11 protein-coding genes are annotated in these 14,539 nt (G+C 52.2%); 4 read left to right on the top strand and 7 right to left on the bottom strand.

The features are described from left to right. Window positions 1-76 precede the first annotated feature (76 nt). The 4 genes from ACOQPM_RS21295 (at window position 77) to ACOQPM_RS21280 (ending at window position 3,601) form a co-directional block, all read left to right on the top strand. The gene (locus ACOQPM_RS21295; protein WP_420632270.1) at window positions 77-295 is read left to right on the top strand and encodes a type II toxin-antitoxin system Phd/YefM family antitoxin; all 219 of its coding nucleotides are present in this window, start codon (window positions 77-79) and stop codon (window positions 293-295) included. Further along, on the top strand, window positions 292-678 hold the full coding sequence (locus ACOQPM_RS21290) for a type II toxin-antitoxin system VapC family toxin (RefSeq protein WP_420632269.1): 387 nt from the start codon (window positions 292-294) through the stop codon (window positions 676-678). Before ACOQPM_RS21295 ends, ACOQPM_RS21290 begins: the two co-directional genes overlap by 4 nt. Before the next feature lie 157 nt (window positions 679-835). Continuing rightward, entirely contained in the window at window positions 836-2,956 is a 2,121-nt protein-coding gene (locus tag ACOQPM_RS21285) for a thioredoxin-like domain-containing protein (RefSeq protein ID WP_420632268.1), read from the top strand. A 252-nt stretch (window positions 2,957-3,208) separates the two neighbouring features. Next, entirely contained in the window at window positions 3,209-3,601 is a 393-nt protein-coding gene (locus ACOQPM_RS21280; protein WP_420632267.1) for a hypothetical protein, read from the top strand. A gap of 43 nt (window positions 3,602-3,644) precedes the next feature. Here ACOQPM_RS21280 and guaD read toward each other — a convergent pair whose 3' ends face one another. The 7 genes from guaD to ACOQPM_RS21245 all read right to left on the bottom strand — a co-directional run bounded on the left by guaD (window position 3,645) and on the right by ACOQPM_RS21245 (window position 14,523). Then, window positions 3,645-5,012 (bottom strand): guanine deaminase, encoded by a 1,368-nt coding sequence (gene guaD, locus ACOQPM_RS21275; protein ID WP_420632266.1) that lies wholly within the window; start codon window positions 5,010-5,012, stop codon window positions 3,645-3,647. Window positions 5,013-5,228: 216 nt separating this feature from the next. Continuing rightward, window positions 5,229-8,963, bottom strand: coding sequence for a tetratricopeptide repeat protein (locus tag ACOQPM_RS21270; RefSeq protein ID WP_420632265.1), 3,735 nt, complete (start codon window positions 8,961-8,963; stop codon window positions 5,229-5,231). A 57-nt stretch (window positions 8,964-9,020) separates the two neighbouring features. Beyond that, complete coding sequence (locus tag ACOQPM_RS21265) at window positions 9,021-9,329, bottom strand: hypothetical protein (protein ID WP_420632264.1); 309 nt, start codon at window positions 9,327-9,329, stop codon at window positions 9,021-9,023. Between the two features lie 214 nt (window positions 9,330-9,543). Further along, complete coding sequence (locus ACOQPM_RS21260; RefSeq protein WP_420632263.1) at window positions 9,544-10,269, bottom strand: carbohydrate ABC transporter permease; 726 nt, start codon at window positions 10,267-10,269, stop codon at window positions 9,544-9,546. A gap of 123 nt (window positions 10,270-10,392) precedes the next feature. Next, window positions 10,393-11,352, bottom strand: a complete 960-nt coding sequence (locus tag ACOQPM_RS21255; protein ID WP_420632262.1) for a carbohydrate ABC transporter permease — start codon at window positions 11,350-11,352, stop codon at window positions 10,393-10,395. A gap of 76 nt (window positions 11,353-11,428) precedes the next feature. Then, entirely contained in the window at window positions 11,429-12,754 is a 1,326-nt protein-coding gene (locus ACOQPM_RS21250; protein WP_420632261.1) for an ABC transporter substrate-binding protein, read from the bottom strand. 311 nt (window positions 12,755-13,065) lie between these two features. Beyond that, entirely contained in the window at window positions 13,066-14,523 is a 1,458-nt protein-coding gene (locus ACOQPM_RS21245; RefSeq protein ID WP_420632260.1) for an FAD-binding oxidoreductase, read from the bottom strand. Window positions 14,524-14,539: the final 16 nt, after the last annotated feature.

Here is a 14,539-nt window from a genome sequence, read left to right as displayed (position 1 = left end):
ACAGCTTTAATTCAGCCATCAGAAATGGTTGACTTAGTCCATAACTTAGTCTAAGATTGCATTGTGGAGGTTTATTATGACTATGGTAAATATTCATGAGGCAAAGACCCATTTTTCCAAGTTACTGAAACGTGTGATGAGTGGTGAAGAAATCATCATTGCTCGATCTGGTGAACCAGTGGCCGTGCTCACAGCCGTAAAAAAGCCAGCCGAAGACCGAATTCCTGGCGGAGATGCCGATCTGGTACTAATTAAAGACAATTTTGATGACCCGCTGCCGGAGTTTGACATTTGAAGGCACTACTAGATACGCACACGTTCTTGTGGTGGAATATGGATTCACCCAAGTTATCGGCAGAGGCAAGGAAGTTTATAGGTAACGGCCGTAACCAAATCTATCTTAGTGCCGCTACTGCCTGGGAAATTGCCATCAAATTTGCCAAAGGCCGCTTAAGCTTGCCCGAATCGCCAGAATTGTATGTCGCAACTCGATTGCAGCAGCACAATTTTTTAGCACTTCCCATTCAAATGAGCCATGCGTTGGCGGTGGCCCATTTGCCCGACGTGCACCAAGACCCCTTCGATCGGCTGCTGATTGCTCAGAGCCAGATTGAAAAATTGCCGTTGCTAACGGTAGATGCCGCCATCCATCAATACCCAGTCGAAACCATTTGGTAAATCCAGCTTAATGATTTCATAAGGATTTTTTCACAGGGATGGCAAGCAGTTGGGGTATGCTTGGCTGAAATAGTGGTGATAGTGCCTGGCACGGGTCAAACGATCTTGGTCATTAAGAATTACGCGACCCATGCCAGGCACCTTTTGGAGTGTAACTATGAAAGCACGGCCGTTCCCCACCCTCATTCTTTTGCTCATTGGACTAATCGCTTGCAACACGCCGCCAGAAAATGTTGAAACGCCAACGGCAACGGCCGTTGCTACCGAACCCGTCAGCATGGTGGGCGATGCACCCAACAGCCCGCCACCTGCGCCCACACCATCCGCCACAGATGAGCCACCTGCAACCCAATCTACGGCAAACAGTCGCCCCTTTGCTGGCACCATTCCCGCTCCCGATTTTCCGTCTGGATTGGATTGGCTGAACGTAGAACGGCCGCTCTCCCTGGGCGAGCTGCGCGGCAAAATTGTGTTGCTAGACTTCTGGACCTACGGCTGCATCAACTGCATTCACGTCATTCCCGAACTACACCGGCTAGAAGAAAAGTTTGCCGATGAGCTAGTGGTCATCGGCGTCCACTCTGCCAAATTTGCCAACGAGAGCGAAACCGAAAATATTCGCCAAATCATTCAGCGGTACGAATTGGCACATCCCGTCATCAACGACAGCAATTTTGAAGTGTGGCAGACGTATGGCGCGACCGCCTGGCCCACGTTTGTTCTCATAGACCCTGAGGGCAACGTGCTGGGCTTTCACGCTGGTGAGGGGATTTACGATCTGTTCAACCAGGTGATCACCAGCATGGTCGCCGAGTTCGATGCCCGCGATTTAATTGACCGAACCCCGTTAGAACTCAAGCTGGAGCAGGAAAATCTGGCCAACTCGCCGTTGCTTTTCCCTGGCAAAGTGCTGGCCGACGCCGAAAACAATCGCCTCTTCATTGCCGACTCCAACCACAACCGCATTGTCGTGACTGATTTGGACGGGGTGGTGCAGGCGGTGATTGGCAACGGCCGTTCCGGTTTGCAAGATGGCAGTTATGAAACGGCCCAATTCTTTCGTCCGCAAGGACTCACCCTGGCAGATGCCAACACGCTGTACGTAGCAGACACAGAAAATCACGCCATTCGCAAGATTGATTTGGTAGCTGAAATTGTGGAGACGGTGGCTGGGAACGGCCGTCACGGCAGCTATGAAGCGTTTGAGGGGGTGGGTACAGGCGTGGCGCTCAACTCCCCCTGGGACGTGCTGCATGTAGATGGCATTATTTACATTGCTATGGCCGGGCAGCACCAGCTTTGGCAATATGATCCCGCCAGCCAAATTGTGAGCGTCTTTGCCGGGTCTGGCCGCGAAGAATTGTTGGACGGCCCGCTACTCACTGGTGGCCTGAACCAGCCCAGCGGCCTGGCGACTGATGGCCAACTGCTCTACTTTGCCGATAGCGAAGCCAGCGCCATCCGCAGCGCCAGCCTGAGCACCGATGGCGTCATCCTCACCATCGTGGGCACGGGGCTGTTTGACTTTGGCGACGTAGACGGCAGCCGCGACGAGGTGCGGCTGCAGCATCCGCTGGGCGTAGTGTATGCCGATGGCTTGCTTTACGTGGCCGACACGTACAACAACAAAATCAAGCTGATTGATCCGGTTGCGCGCACCAGCAGCACCCTTTTTGGCAGCGGCGAAGATGGCTGGCGCGATGGCGACAAGCCACTTTTTGATGAACCGGGCGGCCTGAGTTTGGCAAACAATTTGCTTTACATCGCCGACACCAACAACCACGTAATTCGCATAGCCAATCTGGTGGATGGCGTTGTCAACACCCTAGTGCTGGCAGATCCCCAAGGGTTGCTGACGCGCGTCGCTGCCGGGGAGGCGTTTGGGGGCAAAATAATTACGTTAGAAGAACAAACTGTTGCCCCCAGTGAGGGAATCTTGCGCCTAGACGTTACATTGCCAGATGGCTACAAGTTCAATGAGATCGCGCCCTACCTAGCGGAGTTTTCCGCATCAGGCGGGGCAGAAATTAGTGGCGACAGCATCACGGTACAGCAGGTACTGCCCAGCTTCCCCCAACAAATTCCGGTTGTTTTTACTGCTGGCGCAGGTGAACTACAGGCCGATTTGGTCATCTACTACTGCGAAGCGGAAGCAGAGAGCCTTTGTTTGCTGGAGCAGGTACGCTTGCTGCTGCCGTTGGAAGTCGGTGAATCTGACGCAACGGCCGTAGCAGATATGCTCCATACCATCCCGCTACCACCAAACACAGACAATTAACTGCCCAGACGTGAAGGTCTGCCCCTACCGCCAAAAATGGTGATAAACATCATGTCGGTTTGATGCCGGAATTTACTTGTGAATTTAGCGATTTCTCCAATATGCTGAAAGCGTAAGTTGACCATTTTGGGTTTGCCCGTTTTTAGCTTTTGACATCGGTAAACGGGCAAACCTTGATGTTCGTTTCTTTTTCAAAAGTTATTTGTAAACGAACTCTTTGTGATCGCAAGCCACACGGCTTGCAGGAGGCGAATGATGAAGGTCAAGTACGCTTTAATTTTTGATGCGCTGGTTTTGCTGGTGGTTGCCGTTGGCTGCTTGTTCAACATGACGTGGGTATACAACATGCTGGGCATTTCCCACGCGCCGGACAATGTTTACCTATGCCAGCTTTTAGGTGCGGCGGTTTTTGGCCTGGCACTGCAAAATTGGCTGGTACGCAAGGTGGAGGATGTAGAACGGCTTCGCATTATTTTCCTGGCAAATTTTGTAGGTCACGGAGCCGCGTTTGTCATCTTCTTGGCTCTCAAGTTAAACGGGGCTGGTGACGCCACGATGTGGCTGGCCATTGGCTACACGCTGTTGGCCACGCTTATATTTGGCTACTTTTTGGATCGGCCGCAGCTACAGCCAAACCGGGCCTGATTTGAGGTCGGCCGCTTATCTCATCGAACAAGGCCAGCTGGTCTTACCCCACTGGCCGATCCACGCCGCCGATTAGCACCCCTTGAACCCATACCTTGCGGATATTTTGGCGGCTGGCATTGTAAATAATTTTTTGCAGAACATCTTGGTCCAGCTCCTCCCAAACCATTAAATTGCTGCCTGTCACCGTGCTGTCAATGACGAGAGCATCAAACGCATACCCCTTTTTGAACAAGCCGATGTTCAAATCCAACGCTTGGCCGCCACCGGTCGTCGCCATCCAGAAGGCTTCCTTAAAATTGATTCGGCTCTCTGGCACTCCCCGCTCATGCTGCGTTAGCGTCTTATCAACACCCCCCTCAAGGTAGCGTGAGGCAGTAACGGCCGCATGGCAATTTTGCAGCAGCGAAGGCGTTGCCCCACCCGCCACGTCGGTTCCCAACCCCACATCCAGCCCCAAATCGAGTGCTTGACGCGCCGGGAAGACGGCATCGGCAAAATACGCATTAGACAACGGACAATGGGCAATGCCGCTGCGCTGCTGTTTAATCGTCGTCATATCATCTGCGTTGATGAAGCAGCTATGCGCCAGGATGGTTTTATTGGTCAACAGCTTGAACGATTTCAGGCTTTCTGTGTCGCGCTTGCCGTGCCGATTGAGCACATAATTGTGCTCCCAATCACTTTCTGAGCAATGGGTTTGCACATGGCAATCATATTCCGCCGCCAGCTTGCCCAGCCCGGTGAGCATCTCGTCTGTGCAGCTGGGGATAAACCGTGGCGTAATGACGGGCAGGACTGTTCCCTGCTCGTTGCCCGGCAGGGTGCGAACATACTCAATCAAGGCGCGGGTGTCGGCCAACCCTTGCTGGGCGGACGCATCCCGATAATAGTCAGGGCATTCGGCCGGGCTGTCCATCGCCACTTTGCCCACCAGAGCGCGCTGCCCCTTGGCCAGGCAAATGTCGGCAAGCAATTTGGTGGCTGACAGATGCACGGTAGCAAAATAGAGGGTGGTGGTTGTGCCGTTGGCAATGAGGGTATCTACCAGCGAGGTATATACTTTTTCAGCAAAGGCCAGGTCTGCGTATTTGGCTTCCAGGGGGAAGGTGTATTCTTGCAGCCAAGTGTACAAGGGGAGGTGCAGCGCATTGCCTGCTTGGGGCCATTGGGGAGCGTGCACATGCAAATCGATCAGCCCTGGCAGGAGGTATTGCCCCGCTGACAGCTCGATGAGGCTGTTGGAAGCGAAAGCCGTTTGCTTAATCGTGGCATGCTGTTCTGCTTCTGGGGAATGTAGGCCAGCAATAATCCCGGCCTCATCCACCTCAATCAAGCCGTTTTCGATGATTTCAATCTCACCGCATTCCGGTGCATGGATGAGAGTACCGCAAAGTGTAAATTGTTTCATGAGTTTTCCTTGGTTATGCCACAAAGTGAAATAATAAGCGGGATTATACGTGAAGAACAAAAAGCGGCTGTCCTTATTACCTTATCAGGGGAGCGAGAAGAGGATAACGTCACCTGTAGGGGCGCACCCCCGTGTGCGCCCAGTGCGGGTAGACACGGGGGTCTGCCCCTACACGACGAAATTACAAAAACCACTGTTTAATTTGCGAATGTGGAGTTAGTTGTTGCCAGACCCGCCGCCGGCCTGGTTGTTAAGCAACGCTTCCGCTTCAGCGGAGGAGATGTTGAGCAACGCCGCCAGCCGCGTGGCAATGCTGCTGTCCTGGCTGGCCTGCCACACCCGCTGGATACTTCGCATCGTGATACCTGCCCCATGTTCATCATTAAATTCTAGATCGATTGCCAAAGTTTGAAGCAAGTAGTTTGTCGCTTCTTGCCACTTCTCTTGTGCCTCTGCCACCCTCCCCAACTGGTGGTAGGTGCTGGCCTGACCGTAGCGGTGGTTGAATTCGATTTTTAAGGCCAAGGCCTTTTCGTAATGGGCGACGGCCGTATCCCACTGCCGCTGCTTCTCAGCCACCATCCCCAACTGGTGATAGGTGCTGGCCTGGGTGTAGCGGTCATTGAATTCGATAAAAATCGCCAAGGCCTTTTCGTAATGGGCGACGGCCGTATCCCACTGCCGCTGCTTCTCGGCCACAATCCCCAACTGGTGATAGGTGCTGGCCTGACTGTAGCGGTCGTTGAATTCGAATTTTAACGCCAACGCTTTTTCGTAATGGGTCACGGCTGTTTTCCACTGCCGCTGCTCCTGAGCCACCATCCCCAACTGGTGGTAGATTCGAGCCTGATCATATCCTCCTCCAAAGTCATCAGTAATCGCCAACGCTTTTTCGTAATGGGCGACGGCCGTATCCCACTGCCGCTGCTCCTGAGCCACACTCCCCAACTGGAAATAGGAGGGAGCCTGACTGTAGCGGTCGTTGAATTCGATTTTTAACGCCAACGCCTTTTCATAATGGGCCACAGCTGTCTCCCATAACCGCTGCTCCTGGGTCACTCTCCCCAATTGATGGTAGCTGTTACCTATTGATTTTCCTTTCGCGTCTTCTGAATAATGAGTGAAATTTTCAACAAGTTTGAGTTCGTCTTCGTATGCTTTTTGAGCCTCAGTATAATTTCGTAACCCCAGTTGAAGTAGACCCAAACGATTCAAGGTCAATGAAAATTGTTCGCCAATCCTGCCCGCCATTTGTTGAGAATCAAAATTTTCGTGTGCGTCCCAAACCAATTGAGATACCTCTAAAGCTTGTTGATGTAATTGCCCTTCATACAAAAAACGGAACAATGCCTCATACGCATCGTAAAATGCGCCCTGTTTTGCCAAGGCCCATTTCAACGCCGTCATCAGGTTCTCGTATTCTAGGTCGGTCAAGGCCAGCCCCGTTTGCCGCTCCTGTAGCTCTTTGGATTTAATAAGCTGGGCTAAAGTGCTGCCAACGGTGTCGTAATGGGCGCAAAAGGCGGCTTCCACCGCTTCCCGGAACGGGGCTTGCGCCGGGTCGCGCAGCCGCTGGCGTAAAAAGTAGGGCAAAATCGGCTGTAGGCGCAAATAGCCGCCTCCTATTTCATGCAGGGTCAGCAAGCCCCAGTTCAACCCTTCTTGCAGGACCGTCTCCCACTCGGCAAACGGCAGGTCGGCCAATGCCGGCTGTTCTTGTAATCGCTTTGTGTATTGAAGCAGCCAGTCCGCGTTAAACACCCCCGTAAACGGGGTCAGGCAGGCCAGCAGCGCCTGCGCCCCCGGCGACAAATTGCTGTGGCTGTACTCCACGCAGCGCAAAATGCTGGCTGTCTTGTCTTGCAACCCTGTTGATGAGACTTTTGAGGTTTCCGAAACCTCGAAAGTCTGGGTGTTAGAAGCCTGCACGTCAATACCCTCATCCCCTTCGGTAAACGCTGCCAACAACTCTGTTGGCGTTTGGCGGCTCAGGTTGGGCAGCACAATTTCCAATGCCAGCGGGTGGCCGTCCAGCAGCTTCAGCAGCTGGGTCAGGGCGGGTCGCTCGGCCTCGTCGGCCAAATAATGGTCGGCCTGGTGCCGCTGCAAAATCAGCTTGGCTAAATCGCTGGCCGCTTCCCCATCCAGGCCGGGCAGCTCGTACACCTGCTCCGTCAACTCGTCCCCCCATAGCCATTCCTCTCGCCCCCGCGACCCCAACAGCACCAGCGTCTTGCCGCCAGCCAGCCGCCCCAGCAGCTGGCGCAGTTTTGCCTGCTCCGCTCCGTCCAGCGTATGCTGAATGGATAAGGCCGCCCCCGTAATGGACTCTAAATTGTCTAGCACCAGCAAATGGCGTTCGCTGCGTAGGGTTTGCGCCAGCTTCTCCAGCTTGGCGCCATCGGGCAGCGGCGAAAAAGTGTGGGTGTAATCTGCCCCGTACAGCTCGCGGGCGAGGGCGTCAATAATTTGGGCGGCGGTATAGGCCTTCTCGTCATAGCCAAAGTAAAAGACGCGCTCTACTAGCTGCGTCGTCTGCTCCCACTCCATCAGGTGGCGCAGCAGCGTCGTTTTGCCCGCGCCCCCCATCCCCTGAATCAGCAGCACGTTGCTCTGCGTCAGCAGATGGGTTTCGATGCTCAAAATATCCACGTCCCGCCCAAAAAAGCCGTAGGTCAGGGTGGGGGCGCGGTAGCGGCGGCTTTGCCGCTCAAAGTAGACTTCCTCCGCTTCGGGCGTGGCAAAATCGGTAATGGGCAACTGGATTTCCCGGTTTTGGTACATCACCGGCAGCAGCCAATCTTCCAGTTCGATCATTTGGTTGTAGGCGGCGCGGCGGGCTTTGCTGTTGCGGAGTTCCAGGCGTCCCCGTCGTACCGCTTGCGCCAGGGGCTGGCCCGCCAGCAGCTGTTCATAAAGCGTTGTCATCAACAGTTCGGCTGCGCTCACGCTGACGGAGTAGCCCATCGCCAGCGCGTTTTGTACTCCTGTGGCCATCAGGCGGCTGCCCAAGCTCGTCTCGCTGGCTCCCACCTGCTTCCCCGACTGGCAGGCGTTCAAAATGGCGATGGGGATTTGGTGGCTGGCTAGCAGTCCGGCCACGGTGTCGTCACTTACCAAATTAGATTCCCCTTCTTTGGCGCCGTTAAAGGATAAAAATGCTTTTTCTCCCTCAAATTCTTCAATTTTGTCCTGCCCATACCCTTTGTAAAGATGGGGATTGGGCGCGTCTGGCTCTAGCTGTTGGTACTGCTCGTAGGTGAGCAAAGCGCCGTGCAAATCGAAGTGGGCGATGTGGTAAAAGCCGTCCCCATGCTGGTCACGGCTGGCCTCCAGATGTTTCACCAGCGCTTCGTAGGTGCCGGGGCGAACCAAATCAATGCGAGTACGCAGGCGGCTGTTTTGCAACGCCTCAATCAAAGGCCGACTAATGGTGCGGTAGCCCACGTCCCGCCGTCCATCCGGCCGCGCCGATACTAGCAAAATGTTCAGCGTGGGGCTGGGCTTTAGCTGGACATCAATTGGCGGGGGCGTGTCATTTTGCCGCAAAAATGAACATTCAACGGCAAAAGGACGCGCCAATTGGGGGTCTTTCAACGCTTCCCAGTGTAAGGCATGAAAAGCGGGCGTGCCGCGAATTTCAAAAGATAGGTTTTGAAACCCTTTGGCGACAGCTTGGGCATAGCGGCGATCTGCATTTCGGTCGGCAAAAAGTTGCTGAAAAAGCGCTTCGCCGTAGCTTTGGGTACTGGCGGCGGCTTTGCCCGCTTTTACTTCACCCGTGAAGGGGAAGGTGAGCCATTTTTCGTAATACCATTCCAGCCGTTCTTCTTCTTCTGGCGTGAACGGGTCGGTAATCGTCACTTTATGCCCTGCGCCATTGTTAAACTGCACGGCGGTGGCAAATGGGGGTTCAAAACGATCATCGGTTTGGGTAATGGTAATTTTCATGGCGTGTGCCTTTCGCCTTGTAGATGACAGTCACCTCGCAGGTGACTGTCATCTAGGCTACTTCTTTTTGACAATGACGATTTTTTGACCGTCGGGCTGGTGAATTTCGATGATTTCCGGTTTTTTGGGCAGGTACTTATCTTTGATGAGGTCGGTGAGGAGGCTGGTGAGGATGCCGGAGGCGATGGCCACGGCGGCATTCAGGACGATGACGATCGCCGTGGGATCATAATAAGGGGAGGCATCGGTAGAGGCAGTAAGCTCACCAAGGTTGCTGGTTTGGGAATCACCATTCCAGGCGGCGATGAGCGTTTCGGGGTCAATCCCCAATTCCGGGTCGAGGGCAATTTGAATTTGTTCAGACATTTTTGTTCCTTGCACATGAAAGCTGGATAACGTGACACGTAGATATGATACGGTTGTTTAAAGCACAAATCAAGCATGCTCGTAGAATAAGTAGAAACAAAAAAACGGCCGTTCTCACCAGGAACGGCCGTGCTCATTTGTTGAATAATCCCCTAACTGCAGCAAACAAACGGCTTAATTACCAATTTGGTAGCTGGAGCAAAAATACGGCCGTTTACTTAATCCCAGACACCTTCACCCCTTCCACAATATACCGCTGCACAATGAAAAATATAGCCACCACAGGCAAAATGCCAAGCGCCGCGCCCATGAAAAGGGCAGGGAGGTTGATGGTTTGGGCAGTCAAAAATGTAGATAGCACAACCTGCACCGTCCAGGTTTCACGACTTTGCCCCACAACCAAAGGCCACAAGAATGAGTTCCAACTGCGTATGAGCCCTAGCGTCCCCAACGAGATAAAGACCCCGGTGGAATTGGGCACGACAATGCGCCAAAAAGTACCAAACGTGCCTAAGCCATCAACAAGCGCGGCATCTTCTAGCTCTTTGGGGAAATCAAGGAAAAATTGGCGGAAAATAAAGACGGTGAACACATCAAACATGCCCGGCACAACGAGGCCGGTCAGCGTGCTTACCCATCCCAAATAAGAGACAACCAAGAATGTTTGCACAAAAATAGCTGCACTTGGAACCATCATAGCTACGAGAATGAAGTAAAAAACGTAATCTGCCCATTTGAATTTGCTACGGGCTAATCCATACCCCGCCAACGATGAAATAATTAAACGGCCGATTACCTGAAAAAAGCTCACAATCGCCGAATTCTTCAAACCAACCCGCATATTGGCGATGGGATCGTTGAGCAACTCTACCAAATTATTCCACTGCATCGTTTCAGCCCAGAAGATCCAATCAAACTGGGCAATTTCCCGTTGGGTCATCAACGCGTTACGGGCAATAATGTAGAAGGGTATCAAATAGATGATTGATAGCAGGATTAGTATTGTGTAAATCGGAATTTTATTTCTTATACGTGCTGCACTCATGAATAATCCCTCCCCACTTTATTGGTGTTCTCGGCGACCAAAACCAAACAATCGCCCCTGAACGATGGTGACAACCATAATCAAGGCCGCAATCACAAACGCACCAGCCGCCCCACGCCCATAGTTTTGGTCCTGAAAGGCAACGTTGTACAAATAGACGAGTGGTGGTCGTGCCAAAATTTGGGTTCCCGATGAACCGCCCGTTGCCAAAATGTTACGAAATTCATCAAACGCTTGAAACGCTTCAATAAATAGCAGTAGGGTGACAGAAATAGACGTATTGCGTAACAGAGGGAAGGTGATGTTTCGGAAGGTTTGGAACCCAGGCTTGGCTCCATCAACCATCGCGGCTTCATAAATGGTGCGGGGAATTTCTTGCAAACCCGCAAGAAAAATAATCATGTAAAAGCCGGACTGGAGCCACAGACGCACCGTAACCAAAACCAGCCAATAGTAGGGCGGATCGGCCGTGTTTATCCAGGCGATGGGATTAATTTCGTTGATAATCCACAAGATGTTGTTGGCAAACCCTGACGGTAGCCCGTTGAAAAGGGAAGTTTTCCAAATTAGTGAGGCCACCACATAGGAGCAAGCCGTAGGAATAAAAAAGATAGTGCGGAAGAAACCACTGTTCAGCCCCGCATTGTTAACCAGCATTGCCAGCCCTAAGGAAAGTGCAAAGGTGACTGGCACAATGAACAGGGCAAAAATGATGACGGTTTGTAAAGAATCTATAAATCGTGGGTCGCCAAACAACTCCGTGTAATTTTCTAGCCCCACAAATTCTGTGGGCGTGACGCTGTTTCTGGCGCGGAAGAAGCTAAGGATTAGTCCCCAGAAGATGGGGATATACACAAAAGCGAGCAAACCTAAGACAAGCGGGCCAACGAAGAGCCAAAACTCAATGGTTTCTCGTCTTTTTTTGTTAGAGCGCGATGGGGGAGTAACGGCCGTTTCCGTCAAATCGTGCGTCGTCATACAAACACCTGTAAAAAATGGCGTTGCATTCATGGTGAGTGCAACGCCATCATCTAAATTTTCGTGAGGCTAAAGGCTATTGATTCAGCAAAGCATCCAGTTCGCTCTGCGCTGCTTCTTCGGCGACAGACAGTTGTTCTGCCGGGTCAGCGCCGTTCAGCAAAACTTCACTGTGAGCATCTTGGTAAATGGAGTCCATTGCACCTGTCCAGGTAACTGGTGTCGTTTTACCATACAGTGGCAACATTTCCAACACCTCAGCGGCCGGCCCATCTTTCAAAACCTCAGCCTGTGCGGCGATGCTAGCCCGCGGTGGTACGTGGAAGCCGTAGCCCAAATTCCAATCAATTTGCGTTTCTGCATTTTCAATCCACAGCCAACGAACGTAATCTTTGGCCGCGTCCACATGGTTGCTGTTGGCATTTACCGACTGGTTCCAGCCACCAATCCACACGCTGGGCGTTGCATTTTCATCCAATGCAGGCCAAGGCATCACACCTACATCATCAGCACCCAGGGCATCAATAATGCCCGGCATGGCCCACAAGCCACACCATTGCATAGCCGTCAGGCCATCATTGAATGCACCGGGATCCCACCATTCTGTTGTTGCACCAACGAGCATTGAGCCAGTGTTTACCAAATCTTGCTTCATTTGCCACATGCGAACATTGTCTTCTGTGTTAAACACAATTTGGTTGCCATCAATAAATTCGGTATTAGCAGCCCAGGTAGACATATATAGCAAGTAACTTGTTGCACCCAGATCGTTGCTGAGGTACAAGCCCTTTACTCGGCCAGTGTCCAAAGCTTGCGTTGCGGCGATGAGTTCTTCCATGGTTTGGGGAACATCTACACCAGCTTCTTCAAACATGCTCTTGCGATAATAAACAAACTGCGGATCCATAATCATGGGAACACCGTAAATGGTGTCATCAATGATCACGCGCTGCATCGCGGTTTGGTTGAAATCATCCAGCACGCCCTCAAACAGGTCATCCAATGGTTCCAATTGGCCTGCTTCGACGCGATCTAGGGTTACGGTTTGTAGTTCAAACACATCGGGACCTTCATCAGTGAGCAAGGCGGAATTGAGAGCGGCAAAATAGTCACCCGGAACCCATGTAACCTCTACGCGTACACCAGGGGTCATTGCGCTATATTCTTCTGCATAGCGCACAACGGCATCAAATGTGCCTTCTTCGCCATATTGATGGTACCAATGTTGAATGACGATTTCGTCTTCCTCTGCCATTTCTTCTTCAGAGGATTCGGCTTCGGTGGACTCTGCCGGCTGATCTGCGGCGGATTCTGTGTCAGCAGGTTCTGTCGTTTCACCACCACAGGCGGTGATAAGCGCCAAAGCCAAGATTAAGGTCAAACTTAAAAGAAAACGTTTCATCTCTATCTTCACTCCTTCTTCATTAGGTTGATCTAACAATATGAGGTGGTCTTTATTAACCGGTTTCTGAAACCGGTTTCTGAAACCGGTATCAGCATAGCACACTGAACACAGACTTGTCAAGGCGTGTTTATGCTATTTGCATAACTATTGGTTATAGCTCTTGTAAAATTTGAACGATTTTGGGGTAGGACTTAAGCAGCAGAGGACTGCCAGTCCAGAATACACTTTGCGTAAGTCCTGTGGGTATTACGATTACAAAGATGCCACCATGAAAGTCAGGCGGCATCTCTGTGATTCACAGCTATTATTTACAATCCCAACTTCCCTGGATTCATAATGTCATTCGGATCAAGAGCGGCTTTCACTTTTTGCAGCACGGGCATACTGCTGCCCAACGCATCCTGCACATACGGCAGCCGCGCTAAACCAGAGCCGTGATGGTGCGAAATCGCCGCGCCATTCTTCACGCAAATACGCATCGCCACATCCCAGATTTCCAAAAGGTTGGCTTCAGCCGTGGCATCATCTGTATCCTTACCCAGCAAAATGACGTAGAGCGACGTGCCTTGCGGGTAAACATGCGAGAAATGCCCCAAAACCTCGGCTGCGTATGGAGCCAGTGCTTCCTTGAGTTCGTAATACGTTTCCAAAATGCCGTCCCAGAAGTGAGCAATTTCAATCGTTTCGGCCAAACCGCCATTTTCGGCCAAAATATTTTCGACGGTGGAGAAGTCGAAACGGCGATCCATCCACGCTTCTACCGGCGCGGGGCCAATCTTTTCGCCACCTTGCGCGGCACAGATGTCCATAACGGCCGTATACTCAGCCATCGCCACCGTTTCCACCCCTTCAAAGCCGAGGAACATGACGCACTTTTCAAATGTTTTGTCTTGCATCGCGTGACGCGCTTCCACCACATCATAAAAACGCACCAAAAACGGCTTGAGACCCTGCCGCATTGTTTGCCGCATCACGGTGACGCCCGCTTCTACGCTGTCAAACGTTACGGCCTCAAACAGTCGGAACTCGGCAATGGGGAAAATCTTAACAGTCACGTCGGTGACAACGCCCATTGTGCCTTCCGCCCCGACAAAGATGTGACGTAAATCAGGACCAACCGCGCCGCGCGGCACGTTCATCGTCTCCACTATTTCGCCAGTGGGCAGCACAACGGTAAACGCCACAATCAAATCTTCGATGCCGCCGTAGCGGGATGAGAACTGCCCCATCGCCCGCGTTGCCACCCATCCGCCAACCGTCGAGCGATCCAACGATTGCGGCGAATGGTTGAGCGTGTAGCCGCGAGCGTTCAGCTCTTCTTCTAATCTGTGACCATATTTACCGGCCTGCACTTTCACCATTAGCGATTCGTCTGACAGGGCAATCACCTTGTCCATGCTCATCGTGTCCAGCACGATACCACCTTTGGACGGCAGGCCTTGCCCTGTGACGCTGGAGCCGCCGCCCCAGGGGGTGACAGGTACGTTTTTCTCGTTGGCCCATTGCAGCAATTTGCTGACTTGTTCCGCGCTGTGGGCTTGTACAACAACATCGGGGGCAAACGGCCGTTTCCCCTGATTCTTCCACTTCGCCGCCACCGGCCACGCATCATAACTATGCAGATCAATCGTTTCCTCATCAACCAACACGGCATCTGCCCCGATCAGCGCCTTTAACTCATCAATCCAGCTCAAGTCGGGCTTCGTTCCATTTGAAAACGCGTCCTTCATGTACTCTTTTAAACTACTTGCTTGCTTATTCATCATTAACTCCGTTTCAGAT

The sequence above is a fragment of the Candidatus Leptofilum sp. genome (assembly GCF_965223525.1).
Lineage (GTDB): Bacteria > Chloroflexota > Anaerolineae > Promineifilales > Promineifilaceae > Leptofilum.
Note: the sequence above shows the minus strand (reverse complement) of the source record. Positions and strands in the feature narration are given on the sequence as shown.

Excerpts from the sequence above, each read along its gene's own strand:
- ACOQPM_RS21260 (WP_420632263.1), bottom strand. The coding sequence starts at position 10,269 with ATGACCCAACGGGAAATTGCCCAGTTTGATTGGATCTTCTGGGCTGAA.
- guaD (WP_420632266.1), bottom strand. The coding sequence starts at position 5,012 with ATGAAACAATTTACACTTTGCGGTACTCTCATCCATGCACCGGAATGC.
- ACOQPM_RS21285 (WP_420632268.1), top strand. The coding sequence starts at position 836 with ATGAAAGCACGGCCGTTCCCCACCCTCATTCTTTTGCTCATTGGACTA.
- ACOQPM_RS21250 (WP_420632261.1), bottom strand. The coding sequence starts at position 12,754 with ATGAAACGTTTTCTTTTAAGTTTGACCTTAATCTTGGCTTTGGCGCTT.
- ACOQPM_RS21280 (WP_420632267.1), top strand. The coding sequence starts at position 3,209 with ATGATGAAGGTCAAGTACGCTTTAATTTTTGATGCGCTGGTTTTGCTG.
- ACOQPM_RS21255 (WP_420632262.1), bottom strand. The coding sequence starts at position 11,352 with ATGACGACGCACGATTTGACGGAAACGGCCGTTACTCCCCCATCGCGC.
- ACOQPM_RS21270 (WP_420632265.1), bottom strand. The coding sequence starts at position 8,963 with ATGAAAATTACCATTACCCAAACCGATGATCGTTTTGAACCCCCATTT.
- ACOQPM_RS21245 (WP_420632260.1), bottom strand. The coding sequence starts at position 14,523 with ATGATGAATAAGCAAGCAAGTAGTTTAAAAGAGTACATGAAGGACGCG.
- ACOQPM_RS21265 (WP_420632264.1), bottom strand. The coding sequence starts at position 9,329 with ATGTCTGAACAAATTCAAATTGCCCTCGACCCGGAATTGGGGATTGAC.
- ACOQPM_RS21295 (WP_420632270.1), top strand. The coding sequence starts at position 77 with ATGACTATGGTAAATATTCATGAGGCAAAGACCCATTTTTCCAAGTTA.